At 75.2% G+C, this 14,856-nt stretch carries 13 protein-coding genes and 1 riboswitch; of the genes, 10 read left to right on the forward strand and 3 right to left on the reverse strand.

The window, feature by feature from the left end; genetic code table 11:
• The first annotated feature begins 82 nt into the window (after nt 1-82).
• Nucleotides 83-1,738, forward strand: a complete 1,656-nt coding sequence (gene hutU, locus VFJ94_RS01565; RefSeq protein ID WP_325002411.1) for a urocanate hydratase — start codon at nt 83-85, stop codon at nt 1,736-1,738.
• Between the two features lie 25 nt (nt 1,739-1,763).
• On the opposite strand, the gene VFJ94_RS01570 is transcribed toward hutU, so the two are convergent.
• Nucleotides 1,764-2,273 carry a YbaK/EbsC family protein gene (locus VFJ94_RS01570; RefSeq protein ID WP_325002412.1) on the reverse strand — a complete coding sequence of 170 codons (510 nt, stop codon included), beginning with the start codon at nt 2,271-2,273 and terminating at the stop codon, nt 1,764-1,766.
• 23 nt (nt 2,274-2,296) lie between these two features.
• Here VFJ94_RS01570 and VFJ94_RS01575 point away from each other — a divergent pair, with 23 nt between their 5' ends.
• Entirely contained in the window at nt 2,297-3,637 is a 1,341-nt protein-coding gene (locus tag VFJ94_RS01575; RefSeq protein ID WP_325002413.1) for a formimidoylglutamate deiminase, read from the forward strand.
• Nucleotides 3,634-4,833, forward strand: coding sequence for an imidazolonepropionase (gene hutI / locus VFJ94_RS01580; protein WP_325002414.1), 1,200 nt, complete (start codon nt 3,634-3,636; stop codon nt 4,831-4,833). The genes VFJ94_RS01575 and hutI overlap by 4 nt, the downstream gene beginning before the upstream one ends.
• A gap of 15 nt (nt 4,834-4,848) precedes the next feature.
• Here hutI and VFJ94_RS01585 read toward each other — a convergent pair whose 3' ends face one another.
• Entirely contained in the window at nt 4,849-5,361 is a 513-nt protein-coding gene (locus tag VFJ94_RS01585; RefSeq protein ID WP_325002415.1) for a DUF1918 domain-containing protein, read from the reverse strand.
• Between the two features lie 239 nt (nt 5,362-5,600).
• Between VFJ94_RS01585 and VFJ94_RS01590 the strand changes: the two genes are divergently transcribed.
• From VFJ94_RS01590 to VFJ94_RS01600, 3 genes are read left to right on the forward strand one after another with little or no spacing between them, the layout of a single operon-like run.
• Nucleotides 5,601-6,641 carry a zinc-dependent alcohol dehydrogenase family protein gene (locus tag VFJ94_RS01590; protein ID WP_349256082.1) on the forward strand — a complete coding sequence of 347 codons (1,041 nt, stop codon included), beginning with the start codon at nt 5,601-5,603 and terminating at the stop codon, nt 6,639-6,641.
• Nucleotides 6,642-6,685: 44 nt separating this feature from the next.
• Nucleotides 6,686-8,443 carry a GAF domain-containing protein gene (locus VFJ94_RS01595; protein ID WP_325002416.1) on the forward strand — a complete coding sequence of 586 codons (1,758 nt, stop codon included), beginning with the start codon at nt 6,686-6,688 and terminating at the stop codon, nt 8,441-8,443.
• Nucleotides 8,444-8,450: 7 nt separating this feature from the next.
• The gene (locus VFJ94_RS01600; RefSeq protein WP_325002417.1) at nt 8,451-9,098 is read left to right on the forward strand and encodes a response regulator transcription factor; all 648 of its coding nucleotides are present in this window, start codon (nt 8,451-8,453) and stop codon (nt 9,096-9,098) included.
• A 3-nt stretch (nt 9,099-9,101) separates the two neighbouring features.
• On the opposite strand, the gene VFJ94_RS01605 is transcribed toward VFJ94_RS01600, so the two are convergent.
• A complete protein-coding gene (locus tag VFJ94_RS01605; protein ID WP_325002418.1) occupies nt 9,102-9,446 on the reverse strand; it encodes a DUF4235 domain-containing protein in 345 nt (114 codons plus the stop codon).
• Between the two features lie 126 nt (nt 9,447-9,572).
• A riboswitch (TPP riboswitch) is annotated at nt 9,573-9,678 on the forward strand.
• A gap of 75 nt (nt 9,679-9,753) precedes the next feature.
• Between VFJ94_RS01605 and VFJ94_RS01610 the strand changes: the two genes are divergently transcribed.
• From VFJ94_RS01610 to mptB, 4 genes are all read left to right on the forward strand, one after another.
• Nucleotides 9,754-10,422 (forward strand): ECF transporter S component, encoded by a 669-nt coding sequence (locus VFJ94_RS01610; RefSeq protein ID WP_325002419.1) that lies wholly within the window; start codon nt 9,754-9,756, stop codon nt 10,420-10,422.
• A 100-nt stretch (nt 10,423-10,522) separates the two neighbouring features.
• Nucleotides 10,523-12,739 carry an ATP-binding cassette domain-containing protein gene (locus VFJ94_RS01615; RefSeq protein ID WP_325002420.1) on the forward strand — a complete coding sequence of 739 codons (2,217 nt, stop codon included), beginning with the start codon at nt 10,523-10,525 and terminating at the stop codon, nt 12,737-12,739.
• Between the two features lie 84 nt (nt 12,740-12,823).
• Complete coding sequence (locus VFJ94_RS01620; RefSeq protein WP_325002421.1) at nt 12,824-13,309, forward strand: hypothetical protein; 486 nt, start codon at nt 12,824-12,826, stop codon at nt 13,307-13,309.
• Between the two features lies 1 nt (nt 13,310).
• Nucleotides 13,311-14,816, forward strand: a complete 1,506-nt coding sequence (gene mptB / locus VFJ94_RS01625; RefSeq protein ID WP_325002422.1) for a polyprenol phosphomannose-dependent alpha 1,6 mannosyltransferase MptB — start codon at nt 13,311-13,313, stop codon at nt 14,814-14,816.
• Nucleotides 14,817-14,856: the final 40 nt, after the last annotated feature.

The raw sequence follows: 14,856 nt of genomic DNA on the forward strand, positions 1-14,856 counted from the left end.
CGATTCGAGGTATTCGCCGACCGCGGGCGGTCGCCGATGACCTCGAACGGCGCGGCCCAGACGAAGGAAGAAGGAGCTCGACATGGAAGGCGCACGACCCGTCCGCGCACCGCGCGGCACCACCCTGACCGCGCGGTCGTGGGCCACCGAGGCCCCGCTGCGGATGCTCATGAACAACCTCGACCCCGACGTCGCCGAGCGTCCCGACGACCTCGTCGTCTACGGCGGCACGGGACGGGCGGCGCGGGACTGGCGCTCCTTCGACGCCATCGTCCGGACCCTGACGACCCTCGAGCGCGACGAGACGATGCTCGTCCAGTCCGGCCGGCCGGTCGGGGTCTTCCGCACCCACGAGTGGGCACCCCGGGTGCTCATCGCCAACTCCAACCTCGTCGGGGACTGGGCCACGTGGCCGGAGTTCCGCCGGCTCGAGCACCTCGGCCTGACGATGTACGGCCAGATGACGGCCGGCTCGTGGATCTACATCGGCACGCAGGGCATCGTGCAGGGCACCTACGAGACCTTCGCCGCCGTCGCCGACAAGAGGTTCGGCGGCACGCTCGCGGGCACGCTCACGCTGACCGCCGGCTGCGGTGGCATGGGCGGCGCGCAGCCGCTCGCGGTGACCCTGAGCGGCGGGGCGTGCCTCATCGTCGACGTCGACCCGGCGCGGCTGCGGCGGCGCGTCCTGCACCGCTACCTCGACGAGGTGGCGGACGACCTCGACGACGCGGTGACCCGGGCGGTGCGGGCCAAGGAGGAGCGGCGGGCCTGGTCCGTCGGGGTCGTCGGCAACGCGGCTGAGGTCGTTCCCGAGCTGCTGCGGCGCGGCCTGCCCGTCGACGTCGTCACCGACCAGACGTCGGCCCACGACCCGCTGTCCTACCTGCCCGAGGGAGTCTCGCTGGAGGAGTGGGCGACGTATGCCGCGCACCAGCCGGAGGAGTTCACGCAGCGGGCCCGCGCCTCGATGGCCCGTCACGTGGAGGCCATGGTCGGGTTCCAGGACGCCGGCGCGGAGGTCTTCGACTACGGCAACTCGATCCGAGACGAGGCCCGGCTCGGCGGCTACGACCGCTCCTTCGCCTTCCCCGGGTTCGTCCCGGCATACATCCGTCCGCTCTTCTGCGAGGGCAAGGGTCCCTTCCGGTGGGTGGCCCTGTCGGGCGACCCTGCGGACATCGCCGCGACCGACCGGGCCGTGCTCGACCTCTTCCCCGACAACGACCGGCTCCGGACCTGGATCCGGGGGGCGCAGGAGCGGATCCCCTTCCAGGGGCTGCCCGCCCGGATCTGCTGGCTGGGCTACGGCGAGCGCGACCGGGCCGGCCTCCGGTTCAACGAGCTGGTCGCCTCGGGCGAGCTCTCGGCGCCCATCGTCATCGGCCGCGACCACCTCGACAGCGGCTCCGTCGCGAGCCCCTACCGGGAGACCGAGGCCATGGCCGACGGCTCCGACGCCATCGCCGACTGGCCACTGCTCAACGCACTGCTGGGCACGGCCTCCGGCGCCACGTGGGTCTCGATCCACCACGGCGGCGGCGTCGGCATCGGCCGCTCCCTCCACGCGGGGCAGGTGTGCCTGGCCGACGGCACCCCGCTCGCGGCCGAGAAGCTCGCACGCGTGCTCACGAACGACCCCGGCACCGGCGTCATCCGCCACGTCGACGCCGGCTACGACCTCGCCGAGCGTGTGGCGAGGGAGCGGGGGGTGCGCATCCCGATGCGGGAGTCCTGACCCGCAGCGCCCCCATCGCGGTCGCTCAGGCGCCTCGGGTCTGCTCGTCCGAGATGTCCGCGACGGTGGCCCCGAAGTGCCGGATGACGTCGTCCCCGTCCACGGTGACGCCGACGCCGTGGGCGCCCCCACCGAGCGACACGCGGCGGCCGACGAGGTGCGAGTCGGCGATGACCGGCAGCGCCGTGGCCGAGCCGAACGGCGTGATCGTGCCGCGCTCGTATCCGGTGACCCTGCGCGCCGCGTCGGCGTCGGGCATGGAGATCCGGTTGGTCCCGAGCAGCGCCCGGACCTTGGGCCAGGAGAAGGTGCGGTCACCGGGCACCAGGACGAAGACGTGGTCGTCCTCGGCGCGGCGCACGACGAGCGTCTTGATGAGGTCGCGGGGCTCGATGCCGCGGGCCGCCGCGGCCTCGGCGAGGCTGCCGACGCGGCCGTGGCGCGTCACCGTATGCGGGATGCGCGCGGCCCGCAGCGCCGCGATGGCGGGGGTCTGCGGCGCATCGGGGTCGGTGCCCAAGGCGTCGGTGTCCATGCCGCCCAGCCTAGGGTGGGGGGATGGCAACCCACGCGTACTGGTGCGAGAGCGCGTGGCTGACGGGAGGCCTCGCCCGGCGGGTGCGGATCGTCGTCGAGGGCCGCACCATCCGACGGCTGGAGACGGACGCCGACCCCGAGCCCGACGACGTCCGCCTCCACGGGGTCACCTTGCCCGGCATGGCGAACACGCACAGCCACGCCTTCCACCGGGCGCTGCGCGGACGGGTCAACGGCAGCGGCGGCAACTTCTGGAGCTGGCGCGAGCAGATGTATGCCGTGGCCGCCGAGCTCAACCCGGACCGGTACTTCATGCTCGCCCGGGCGGTCTTCGCCGAGATGGTCCTCGCCGGCATCACCCTCGTCGGCGAGTTCCACTACGTCCACCACCGGCCGGGCGGCAAGCCGTTCGGCGACCCGAACGCGATGAGCCTGGCCGTGCGCCAGGCCGCCGAGGAGGCGGGGATCCGGCTCACCCTCCTCGACACGTGCTACCTCGAGGGGGGTCTCAGCGGGAGCGGGCACGTCGAGCTGCACCCCGGGCAGCGGCGCTTCAGCGACGGCACGGTCGATGCGTGGGCGGCCCGCATGTCGGCCCGCCGGCCCGAGACCGACCGGGTCCGGCTCGGCGCGGCGATCCACTCGGTCCGGGCGGTGCGCCGGGAGGACCTGCCCAAGGTGGTGGCCGCCGCGGCGGGGCTGCCGTTGCACGTGCACCTGTCCGAGCAGCACGGCGAGAACCTCGCCTGCCAGATGTTCTACGGCTGCACCCCCACGCAGCTGCTCGACGAGGCGGGGGCGCTCGGCGGCCACCTCACGGCGATCCACGCCACCCACGTCACGGACCACGACATCGAGCTGCTCGGCGGCACCGGCACGGGTGCCTGCTTCTGCCCGACCACGGAGCGGGACCTCGCCGACGGCATCGGGCCGGCCCGCGCGCTCTCCGACGCGGGCGCGACGCTCAGCCTCGGGTCCGACCAGCACGTCGTCATCGACCCCTTCGAGGAGCTGCGCGGCCTCGAGATGCACGAGCGGCTGGTCACCAACGAGCGGGACCGCTTCTCTCCGTCGGACCTCGTCCACGCCGCCACCTTCAACGGCTACCGTGCGCTCGGCTGGTCCGACGGCGGCCACCTGTCCAAGGGGGCGCTCGCGGACTTCGTCACCGTGCGGACCGACACCGTCACCACGGCCGGCTCGCGCCCGGAGCAGATCGTCTACTCCTGCGTCGCCTCCGACGTGTCCACCGTCGTCGTCGGTGGCGAGGTGGTCGTCTCGGAGGGACGGCACCGGATCGGCGACGTGGCCCGGCTGCTCGGCGCCTCCATCGAGCGGGTCCTCCCCGGCGCGACCCAGTGAGCCGCAGCACCCTCGTCACCGGCATCGCGGAGCTCACGACCAACGACCCCGAGACCGGGGAGCGGCACCGCGACCCGGGCGACCGGCTGCTCGGCACCGTGCGGGACGCGGCGCTCGTCGTGCGCGGGGGCGTCCTGGAGTGGGTCGGCGCGGGGGCGCACGCGCCGGACGCCGATGCCCGAGTCGACCTGGGCGGCCGGGCGGTGATCCCGGGCTTCGTCGACTCGCACACGCATCTGGTCTTCGCGGGCGACCGGGGGGCGGAGTTCGCGGCCCGGATGACCGGGGTCCCCTACGACGGCGGCGGCATCCGGGCGTCGGTGGCCGCGACGCGGGCCACGCCTGACGACGAGCTGCGGGCGCTCGTCGCGCGCCGCATGGGCGAGATGCGGGCGCAGGGCACGACGACCGTCGAGATCAAGACCGGCTACGGCCTCACCGTCGCGGAGGAGCTGCGGGCCCTGCGCATCGCGCGCGAGGTCACCCCGCACACGACCCTCCTCGGCGCCCACGTCGTGCCGCCGGAGTATGCCGCCGACCGCGCCGCCTACGTCGACCTCGTCACCGGGCCGATGCTCGCGGCCGTGGTCGAGGCGGGTGGCCCGGCGCTCGCGGCATACGTGGACGTCTTCTGCGAGCCGGGCAGCCCGCACGCCTTCGACGGGGACGAGGCACGCGCCGTGCTCGAGGCGGGGCGGCGCGCCGGCCTGGGCCTGCGGGTGCACGGCAACCAGCTCGGGCCCGGCCCCGGCGTGCGGCTCGCGTGCGAGCTCGGGGCGGCGAGCGTCGACCACTGCACCCATCTCGACGACGCCGACGTCGAGGCCCTCACCGCCGCCCGCGGGACCACCGTGGCGACCCTGCTGCCGGGAGTCGAGTTCTCGACCCGCTCGGCGTACCCCGATGCGCGCCGGCTCCTCGACGCCGGTGTCGACGTCGCGCTCGCCACGGACTGCAACCCGGGCACCTGCTACTCGTCCTCGATGCCCTTCGTCATCGCGCTCGCCGTCCGTGAGCTGCGGATGTCCCCGGCCGAGGCACTGCATGCCGCGACCGCCGTCGCGGCACGGTCCCTCGGCCTCGACCGGCGGGTCGCGGTGGGCCGGCCCGCCGAGCTCGCGGTGCTCGACGCGCCGAGCCACCTGCACCTGGCCTACCGGCCCGGCGTGCCCATCGCGCGCACGCTCGACCTGTGAGGCGGAGCCGGGTGGTCAGACCGGGCGCACGTGCGCCTCGGCTCCCATCCGGGACCCGATGTCGCCCTCCGCCGTGGCGACGAGCTTGTCCGCGAGGTGGCGCAGGGCGCGGGCCACGGCGACCTCGTCGCCGATCTGCGGCGCCGGGTCGTCGTGCGCGGACCGGTGGCTCGAGCCGCGCGCCGACAGGTGCTGCGGGGAGTCGGAGATGAGCACGACGTTGGCGCTCGTGTCGTCGCCCGACTCGAAGATCGAGATCCGCACCTGCCACTCCCGCACGTGGCCCGCGGCCGGCGCCGGCGACGGGGCGGGGGGCGCCGGCGTCGCCGCCTGCGCGTCGGGCCCGGCCCCGATCCGCAGCACCGCACCTGGCCCCGGGTAGATGAGCCCGGTGTGGCCGCTCGACCATCGCACGAGGTAGGGCGGGGAACCCTCGGCCCCACGCACCTCGAGGATCTCGCCGTCGCGGGTGGGTTCGTCGATGTGTTCCGCCGCCAGGATGATCCGGTCTCCGACCTGTGCTCGCATGGTGCACCTCCGTGGTGTGTCGGCCCGCACGTGCCGCACCCACCGGGAGCCTCGATCCGGCCCCCTTGCCACGGCAGCCGCGGGAATGCGCCTCAGCACACCACCTGGGCCGCGCGCCCGGCAGGGCCAAAGGTCCCGAACCCTACGTCACTGTTGCAGAAAGTGGAGCAGTGACGTAGGGAGCGGCAGGCTGTACCCCGGGGGCTCGGCGAGGAAGCGGCGAGGGAAGGGAGATCCTCATGATGGGGAGGCAGCCGCCGATGCGGGCCTGGGCCATTACGACGCCCGGGCCGATCCGGACCCGGCCGCTGCGGCTCGTCGAGCTGCCGGTGCCCGAGCCGGGACCCCACGAGGTGCTCGTGCGAGTGCGCGCGTGCGGCGTGTGCCGCACGGACCTGCACGTCGCCGAAGGCGACCTGCCGGCGCACCGGAGTCCGGTCGTCCCGGGTCACGAGGTCGTGGGGGAGGTCGCCCTCCTCGGGCCGCAGGCCGCCCGGTTCTCGGTCGGGGACCGGGTCGGGATCGCGTGGCTGCGCAGCGCGTGCGGCTCCTGCCGGTGGTGCCGGACGGGCCGGGAGAACCTCTGCCCCGCGTCGCGCTACACCGGGTGGGACGCCGACGGCGGCTATGCCGAGTATGCCGTCGTGCCGGAGGCCTTCGCCTACCGGGTGCCCGCCTCCTTCGCCGACGAGCAGGCCGCGCCGCTGCTCTGCGCCGGCATCATCGGCTACCGGTCCCTGCGCCGCGCCGCGCTTCCTCCGGGCGGCCGGCTCGGCATCTACGGCTTCGGCGCCAGCGCGCACCTGACGGCCCAGGTGGCACTGGCCCAGGGGGCGGAGGTCCACGTGCTCACCCGCGGGCACGGTGCCCAGTCCCTCGCGGCGGCGCTCGGGGCGGCGTCCGTGGGCGGGCCGCACGACGCGCCGCCGGTGCAACTCGACTCCGCGATCGTCTTCGCCCCCGCCGGGGACCTCGTGCCCCTCGCGCTCGAGGCGCTGGGTCCAGGCGGGACGCTCGCCCTGGCCGGCATCTCGATGAGCGGCATCCCGGCCCTGGACTACGAGCGCCACCTGTTCCGTGAGCGGTCCGTCCGCAGCGTGACGAGCAACACCCGACGGGACGGCGAGGAGTTCCTCGTGCTGGCCGAGCGGCTGAGGCTGCAGGTCACCACGACGCCGGTGCGCTTCGACGAGGCGGACCGGGCGCTCGCGGACCTCGCCGCAGGCCGGGTCACCGGCGCGGCCGTCGTCGTGGGGCCGTGGGCGGCCGGCTCGGGTTGAGCCATCCTGCGGTGCCGTCCCGCCGCCCGACCTACGATCGAGGCATGGATCGCGGGCTGCTGGACGACGCGTCGAGCCACGCCCGGGCCGACGCCCTCGACCTCACTGACCTGCTCACGGAGATCGCGGCCCGCGGCGACGCGGCGCACCAGACCCGTGAGCAGCTGGGCAGCCTGCTCGACGCCGTCCTCCCGGTGCGTGCCGAGCCCCAGCTCCCGGAGGTGCTCGGCCGCATCGTCCGGTCGGCCTGCGAGCTCGTGCACGCGCGATACGGCGCGCTCGGGGTCCTCAGCCCGGACGGTCGGCAGCTCAGCCAGTTCGTCACCCACGGCATCTCGGACGAGGAGCGGCGCAGGATCGGCGAGCCGCCGCGCGGTCGCGGAGTGCTCGGTCTGCTGCTGCGGGACGCACGACCGCTGCGCCTGCACGACCTGCGCACGCATCCGGCCTCCTACGGGATGCCGCCGCACCACCCGGTGATGCGGTCCTTCCTCGGCGCCCCCATCCGCATCCGGGACGCGGTCTACGGCAACCTCTACCTCACGGAGAAGGAGGGGGGCGACGACTTCACCGCGCAGGACGAGTCGCTGCTCGGGGCGCTGGCCACGGTGGCCGGCGTGGCGATCGACAACGCCCGGCTCTACGACCGCAGCCGCACCCGGCAGCTGTGGGCGGCCGCCACGAGCGAGCTCGTGCAGTCGCTGCTCGAGGCCGAGGACGAGGACCTGCCGCTGGCGCTCCTGGCGGCGCGGGTGGGGGAGCTCACCGGCGCCGCGGTGGCCGCCGTGGCCCTCTGCGACGACGCCGGCTCCCTGGTCCTGCGGGCGGTGAGCTTCGGCGACCGGGCGGTCGAGGACCCGTCCGGGGTGCTGCTCACCGGCCCTGGCTGGGAGGAGCTGCTCGACGCCCGGCAGCCGGTGCTCCACGTGCCGGGTGGGCCGCCCGACCCGCGGGCCCAGCCCGCCGAGGAGGCCCGCTCCCTGTGCGGCCTGGACCCCGACGGGTCCACGGCGTTCGTCCCCCTGGCCGCCGGCCGGGGGCGGGTCGGGCTGCTGCTCACGGCCTGGGCGGATGCCGAGGAGGCGGGGCCGACCGACGCCATGCCCCAGGTCGCCCCGTTCGCCCTGCAGGCCGGGGCGGCCCTGCTCGCGGCTCGCGCCCAGCGGGACCGGGCGCGCGTCGCCCTGCTCGAGGACCGCGACCGGATCGCCCGCGACATGCACGACAACGTCGTCCAGCGGCTCTTCGCCACCGGGCTCTCGCTCCAGTCCGCGGTCCCGCTGGCCCGGCACCCCGTCGTGCGCGAACGACTGGGCGACGCCGTCGACGAGCTCGACGCGGCCATCCGCGAGATTCGCGAGGCGATCTTCGGCCTGCACACGGTCGACCCGGACCTCGGCGTGCTCGTGGTGCTCGACCGCATCATCGAGACGTATGCCGGGAGCCTGGGCTTCACCCCTGAGCTCGTCGTCGAGGGCCGGCTCGGCACGCTGGGCGAGTCGCTGCGTGCCGACGCGGTCGCCGTCGTGCGTGAGGGGCTGGCCAACGTCGCCCGGCACGCCGCCGCGTCCGCGGTGCGCGTGACCCTGTCCACGGCGCATGGCCTCGACATCACCGTGGTCGACAACGGAGTCGGCACGTCGCCGGACGCGGCGCGGAGCGGGCTGGTCAACCTGCGCAAGCGGGCGCTGGCACGCGGTGGCAGCCTGAGCCTGCGCCCTGCCGAGGGCGGCGGGACCCTGCTGTCCTGGCACGTGCCGCCGGCGCCCGGACCGACCCGACCGAACCGAGCAAGGAGCTGACGACGAGATGACGACCACGGTGTTCCTGCTCGACGACCACGAGGTCGTCCGGCGCGGCCTGCGCGACCTCCTCGACGGCACGGACGACCTCGTGGTCATCGGGGAGTCCGGATCGGCGCAGGAGGCGGCGCGACGTGTCCCGGCGTTGCGCCCCGACGTCGCGGTGCTCGACGCGCGGCTGCCCGACGGCTCCGGCATCGACGCCTGCAGGGAGATCCGGGCCGTCGATCCCGGCATCCGGGGCCTCATCCTCACGTCCTACGACGACGAGCGGGCCCTCGTGGCGGCCGTGCTGGCCGGGGCCTCGGGATACCTGCTCAAGGACATCAAGGGCGAGGGCCTCGTCGCCGCCATCCGCCGGGTGGCGGCCGGCGAGGACCTGATGAACCACCCGCGCACCCGGGCGCTGCGGCAGCGATGGGCGGCCGAGGGCGACGACGACCCGCGGCTGCGCTCACTCACCCCGACCGAGCGGCGCATCCTGGACCTCGTCGCCGGGGGCCTCACGAACCGGCAGATCGGCTTGCAGCTCTCGCTCGCCGAGAAGACCGTGAAGAACTACGTGTCCTCGGTCCTGGCGAAGATGGGCCTCGAGCGACGCACCCAGGCGGCCGTGTATGCCGCCACCCACCCCCCACGACCCCGCGTGGACTGACGGTCAGGGCTGCAGGGAGCGCTGCCGCAGGCGGGCAGCCTTCTTCTGCAGCTTCTTCTCGCGCCGGCTGAGCTTCGGCTCGGCGAGCGCCTTGGGCAGGTGTCCGGTCGACTCGACGTAGTAGTCGATCGCCTTGCGCTCGGCCGCCACCTTGACGGCGGCGATGACCATCGACGACAGCGCCGTGTAGATGACGAGGTCGCGCGTCTGGTCCTTGGCGTAGTTGGTCTTGAGGGGAACCGGGCGCCCCGTGACGATCGGCCACCCCTTGTCGACCAGGCTCGTGGCGGCCCTGCTGGCCACGAGCGTCGTGCCCGTGTTGAGTAGCTTCCACACGACTGCGCTCACGGCGCCCTCCTCCTCGGTCCGACTCGCTCTGCGGTGACTCTCGCACGGCCAGCGCGGTAAAGTCATACTCACCAGTTAGCAGCGCACGCACCAAACTACAGAGCACACCAAACTACAGAGCACACCCAACCACGACAGGGGAGCGCCAGAGAGCGCTGAGAGTGCGGCACCGCCGCAGACCCTCGAACCTGCTCCGGCTAGCACCGGCGAAGGGAGTCGGGACCATCTCAGGACGCTGGCGGCATACGTCGTATGCCGCCAGCGCCTTCCCCGAGGTATCCGCCACCAGGAACCCGGGAGCACCACCATGAACGACCACACCCCCGCGGCCGCCCCACGCGCCGCCACCCGCCCGTCCGCCTCGCCACGCTCCATCCGAGCGAGCGGCCGTCTCACGCACTGGCGCACCATCGACCTGCTCACCTGCGCCTTCCTCGGGGTCGCCTTCGGGGTGGCCTACTGGGGCTGGGGACTGGCCTACGCGGCGCCCTCGAACGCCGTCTCGGTCGGCTTCCCGCCGCTCGGCGCCCTCTTCAACTGGCCCTGGGTGGTCGCCGGCATCGTCGGCGCGCTCGTCATCCGGCGGCCCGGCGCGGCCGTCTTCACCGAGCTGCTCGCCGCCGTCGTGTCGGCCCTCATCGGCACCCAGTGGGGCCTCACCACCCTCGTCAGCGGTCTCGCCGAGGGCCTCGGTGTCGAGCTCGGCTTCGCCGTCTTCGGCTACCAGGCCTTCCGCTGGGCGCCGCTGCTGCTCGGCGGCTTCCTCGGCGGCGCCTTCGAGGCGGTCTACGAGTGGTACTCCTACTGGACCGACTGGGACTTCGGCTACAAGCTGGCCTACCTGCTGCTCCTCGGCGGCTCCGTCGCGGTCTTCGGCTCGCTCCTGGCCGTCGGCCTCACGAGGCTGCTCGCCGCGGCGGGCGCCCTGGCCCCCTTCCCACCCGGGCAGGAGGCCCGGGAGCGGTCCGCTGTCTGAGCTCCGCCACGACCGCCCCGGCCGGGCGGAAGGGCACGTCGGCGGTGCAGCCGTCGAGGTCCGCGACCTCACCTGGCGGCCGTTCGGACGCGCCCGCCCGGTGCTGTCCCAGCTGGACCTGAGCGTCCGTCCGGGTGAGCGGGTGCTGCTCGCCGGGCCGAGCGGCTCGGGCAAGTCCACCCTGCTGCGGGCCGTCGCAGGGCTGCTGCTCACGGTCGACTCGGGCGAGCTGTCCGGCTCCGTCACCATCGCCGGCCGGGACCCCCGGGAGGAGCCCGGCGCCGTCGGGCTCGTGCTGCAGGACCCGGGCTCCGGCGTCGTCGCGTCGACGCTCGCCCGGGACGTGGCCTTCGGCCTCGAGAACCGGCGCGTCCCCCCGTCACGGATGCCGCCGAGCGTGTCGGCGGCCCTCGCCGAGGTGGGCCTGACCATGTCCCCCGAGAGCGCGCCGTCGACGCTGAGCGGCGGCGAGCTGCAGCGGCTGGCGCTCGCCGGGGCGCTGGTGCTCGAGCCGCGCGTGCTGCTCCTCGACGAGCCGACCGCGATGCTCGACGTCGCGACCGCCGCGACCGTGCGCGGCGTCGTGGCCGACGTCGTCTGGCGCCGCGGGCTGACGCTGCTCGTCGTCGAGCACCGGCTCGACGGGTGGCTCGACCAGGTGGACCGGCTCGTCGTGCTCGACCGCGACGGGGCGATCCTCGCCGACGGGCCACCGGCGATGGTGCTCGATGAGCACCGGGACACCCTGACCGCCCACGGCATCTGGGTGCCCGGGGCCGACGAGCCGGAGCCGCTCCGGCTCGACGTCCCGGCTGTCCCGCGGCCGGCGTCGGCCGCCGCCGACTCCACGTCGGCCGCCGCCGACCCCACGCCGGTCGCCGCCGCCCGGGCCGTGACCGTCGTCCACCGGAGCCGACGGCTCGGTCAGCCGTCCCGCACCACCGTCGCGGTGCGCGAGGCCGACCTCACCGTGCGCTCGGGGGAGGCCGTGGCACTCGTCGGGCCCAGCGGGGCAGGCAAGTCCTCGCTCCTGCTCGCCCTGGGCGGCCTCGTGGAGCCGGCGGCCGGGACGGTGCGGCTCGGAGGCGGTGCGCCGCGACCGCCACACGAGTGGTCCTCGGCGGCTTTGGCCCGCAGGGTCGCCTGGATACCCCAGCGCGCGGCGACGACGCTCGTGGCACGGACGGTCCGGGACGAGGTCCGCCTGACGCCCCGCGCGCTCGGCCTCGACCCGGCGCTCGCGGACGCCCGGGCCGACCGGCTCCTCGAGGCGCTCGGGCTGGCCCACCTCGGCGACGCCGACCCCCGCCAGCTCTCCGGTGGCGAGCAGCGCCGCCTCGCCGTCGCGGCCGCCGTCGCGCACGGCCCGTCACTGGTGCTCGCCGACGAGCCCACGGTCGGGCAGGACCGGCTCACCTGGGCCGCGGTCATGGGCGTGCTGGAGCAGGCCCGCTCGGAGGGCAGTGGCGTCGTCGTCGCCACGCACGACCCGGGGGTGCTTGCCCGTGTGGACCACACCCTGCGCCTCGCCGGGCCGGACGCCGGGGACCGACCCTCGGGCGACGTGCCGAGCCCGCCCGTCAACCGCCCGGTCCTGGCGCGCGTCGGCCCGCTCGGCCTGCTGCTCGTCGCGCTCAGCGTCCTGCCCCTGCCTGCGCTGCTGGGCACCTGGCGGCAGGGTCTTGCCGTGCTCACCGTCGAGGTGGCCCTCGGCCTGCTGGGCCTGCTCGCCCCCGGCCCGGGCGTCCCTCCGCCGGGACGTCTCAGGTCGCTGCTGGCCCGGCTCGCCCCGGCCGGGCTCGCGGTGGCCGGTGTGGCGTGGTCGGCGTGGCTGCTCGGTGGCCGGGACGTGGAGGTGGCGAGCGGCGCGGCGCTGCGGGTGCTCTGCCTCGTCGTCCCGTCGGCCTTCGTGCTCGGCTTCCTCGACCCCGAGCGGCTCGGCGACCACCTCGCGCAGCGGCTGCACCTGCCGGCCCGCCCGGTGGTCGCCGCCACGGCGGCCCTGCACCGGCTGCAGGACCTCGACGAGCTGTGGGCCGAGCTGATGCGCACGAGGCGGGTGCGCGGCATACGAGCCGACCACGGCCTGATCGCCAGGGCCCGCGAGGCGGCGGGGGTCACCTTCGGCCTGCTCCTCGGCGCGCTGGGGCAGGCCGCCACCCTCTCGCTCGCCATGGACGCGCGGGGCTTCGCCGGCGCCCGCCGGCGCACGTGGGCGGGTCCCGCGCCCTGGCGTCCCGCCGACACGCTCGCGGTGCTGGGGGGCGCCGCCGTCATCGCCGCCGCGGTGGCCGCCGCGGTCCTCTGGCCCGCCTGAGCGCCCCCGCCCGCGTGCCGGCATGGGGACGCCCGGGCTCGGGGGCCACAATGGGCTGCGCCGGCCATCGAGGAAAGGGCGCACGTGCGCAGCAGCAGCAGAACCCGCCACCACGTGACCGCGGTCGCGGCCGCCGCGCTGTCGACGATCGCGCTCGCCGGGTGCGGCCAGCCGTCCGCCGAGCCCGGCCCGACGACCGAGGGGACCGTCGAGGTGCCGACCCAGCCGACGCTCGCGCCGATCGACACCGCGCTGCCCACGCTCGACCCGTCGGCGCCCGGCAGCGGGGGCTACTTCGACGCCGCCGACGCCCTGACCGGCACGAGCTGCGCCCGCACGGGCGGGACGTGGAGCTTCACGGGCACGCTGACCAACTCGGACGACATGCCGCACACCTTCACCGTCGCCGTGTCGCTCGTGCGCACCACGGACCTGTCGCAGGTCACGCTCAAGGAGATCACCGTCACCGTCCCGGCCGGCGCGAGCTACCCGGTCGAGGCCCGGAGCTTCGCGTCAGACCCGGCCACCGGCCTGCAGTGCGTCACGGGTGCCACCGTCAAGGGGGACTGAGATGCGCTCCGGCGCCCCCCGGCGCTGGCGGCTCGCCGGGTGCGCGGCGGCCGTCGCGCTGGCCGCCGCCTCGTGGGGCGCGGGGTCCCTGCCCACGCTGCACACCCGGGTGCTGTGGCCCGGACTGGCGTGGCAGGCCCCCACCGGCGGCTCACCCCTGCTGGCCACGGTGTCCGTCGCCGCCATGGCGGTCCTCGTGCTCGCCTGGTGGCGGCTGCGCGACGCCGCCGTCACGGCGCGCTGGTGGCAGCAGACCTCGCTGGCGTGGTTCGTCCCGCTCGTGGCCTCCGCGCCGCTCTACAGCCGCGACCTCTACTCGTATGCCGCCCAGGGCGCCCTGTGGCACGCCGGCCTGAGCCCCTACGAGCACGGCGTCCGCGACCTGGCCTCCGACTGGCGGGGCAGCACCGCTCCGACGTGGCTCGACTCGCCCGCGCCCTACGGCCCGGTCTGGCTCCTCCTCGCCCGGGGCGCCGCCGCGGCCTCCGGCGGCAACCTCGTCGTGGCGCTCGGCCTCCTGCGGGTAGTCGCCGTGCTCGGCGTCGTCGTGCTGGTCGTCGCCGTGCCGTGGCTTGCCCGCCGGCTGGGGGTCGTCGACCCGTCCCGGGCGACGTGGCTTGCCGTGGCCGTGCCGCTCGTGGGGGCCCACCTGGTCAGCGGCGCCCACAACGACGCGCTCATGGTCGCGGGCGTGCTCGGCGGTCTCGTCCTGGCGCTGCGGCGCCGCTTCGCGCTGGCCTGCGTGGTGCTCTCCCTGGCGGCCATGGTCAAGGTGACGGCCGTCGTCGTCGTGCCGTTCGTCGCGCTGCTCTGGGCGGCCGACCACGCCGCCTCCAGTCGCGGCGCATCGGTCCGCTGGCGTGACCTCGTGCGGGCCGGGTCGCTCTGCCTCGTCGCCACGGCGCTGCCCACGATGGCCCTCGGGCTCAGCACCGGGCTGGGCTTCGGCTGGCTCAACCCCGCCGCGACCTCGGGAAGGAACGAGCAGTGGACCTCCCTGCCCACCGCCCTCGGCATGGCCGTCGGCGCGATCGGACACGTCCTCGGCACCGACGGGTGGCGTGACCCGGGCATCGCGGTCATGCGCGGCCTCGGGCTCGGCGTGCTCCTGGTCGTCCTCGTGCTCCTCTGGCTCACGACCGCCCGGTGGGCCGGCGACCCCGCCCGCGTCGTCCGGGCCGCCGGCCTGGCCCTGCTCGCGGTCGTCGTCCTGGCCCCCGCCTTCCTCGGCTGGTACTACCTCTGGGTGCTTCCCGTGCTCGCCGTCTGCGTGGACCCGGACCGGCACCGGCGGACGGTGACGTGGATCGCCGTCGCCGCGGCCGTCCTGTGCTTCGCCCAGCTGCCGGACGGCTACAGCCTCGGCCTCACGACGACGGCTGTCGGGGTGCCGCTCGCGGTCGTCGCCACGGGGCTGCTGGTGCGCGCGGGCTGGCGCTGGGCGAGGCGGACCGACTGGCGCGCCCTCGCCCTGCGCGAGGAGCGACACGCGGACGCGGGGACGTAACGGACTCCACACGGCCACATGGCGAGAAATGCGCGGCTCA

Source organism: Intrasporangium sp. (assembly GCF_035688975.1).
Classification (GTDB): Bacteria; Actinomycetota; Actinomycetes; order Actinomycetales; family Dermatophilaceae; genus CALMNV01.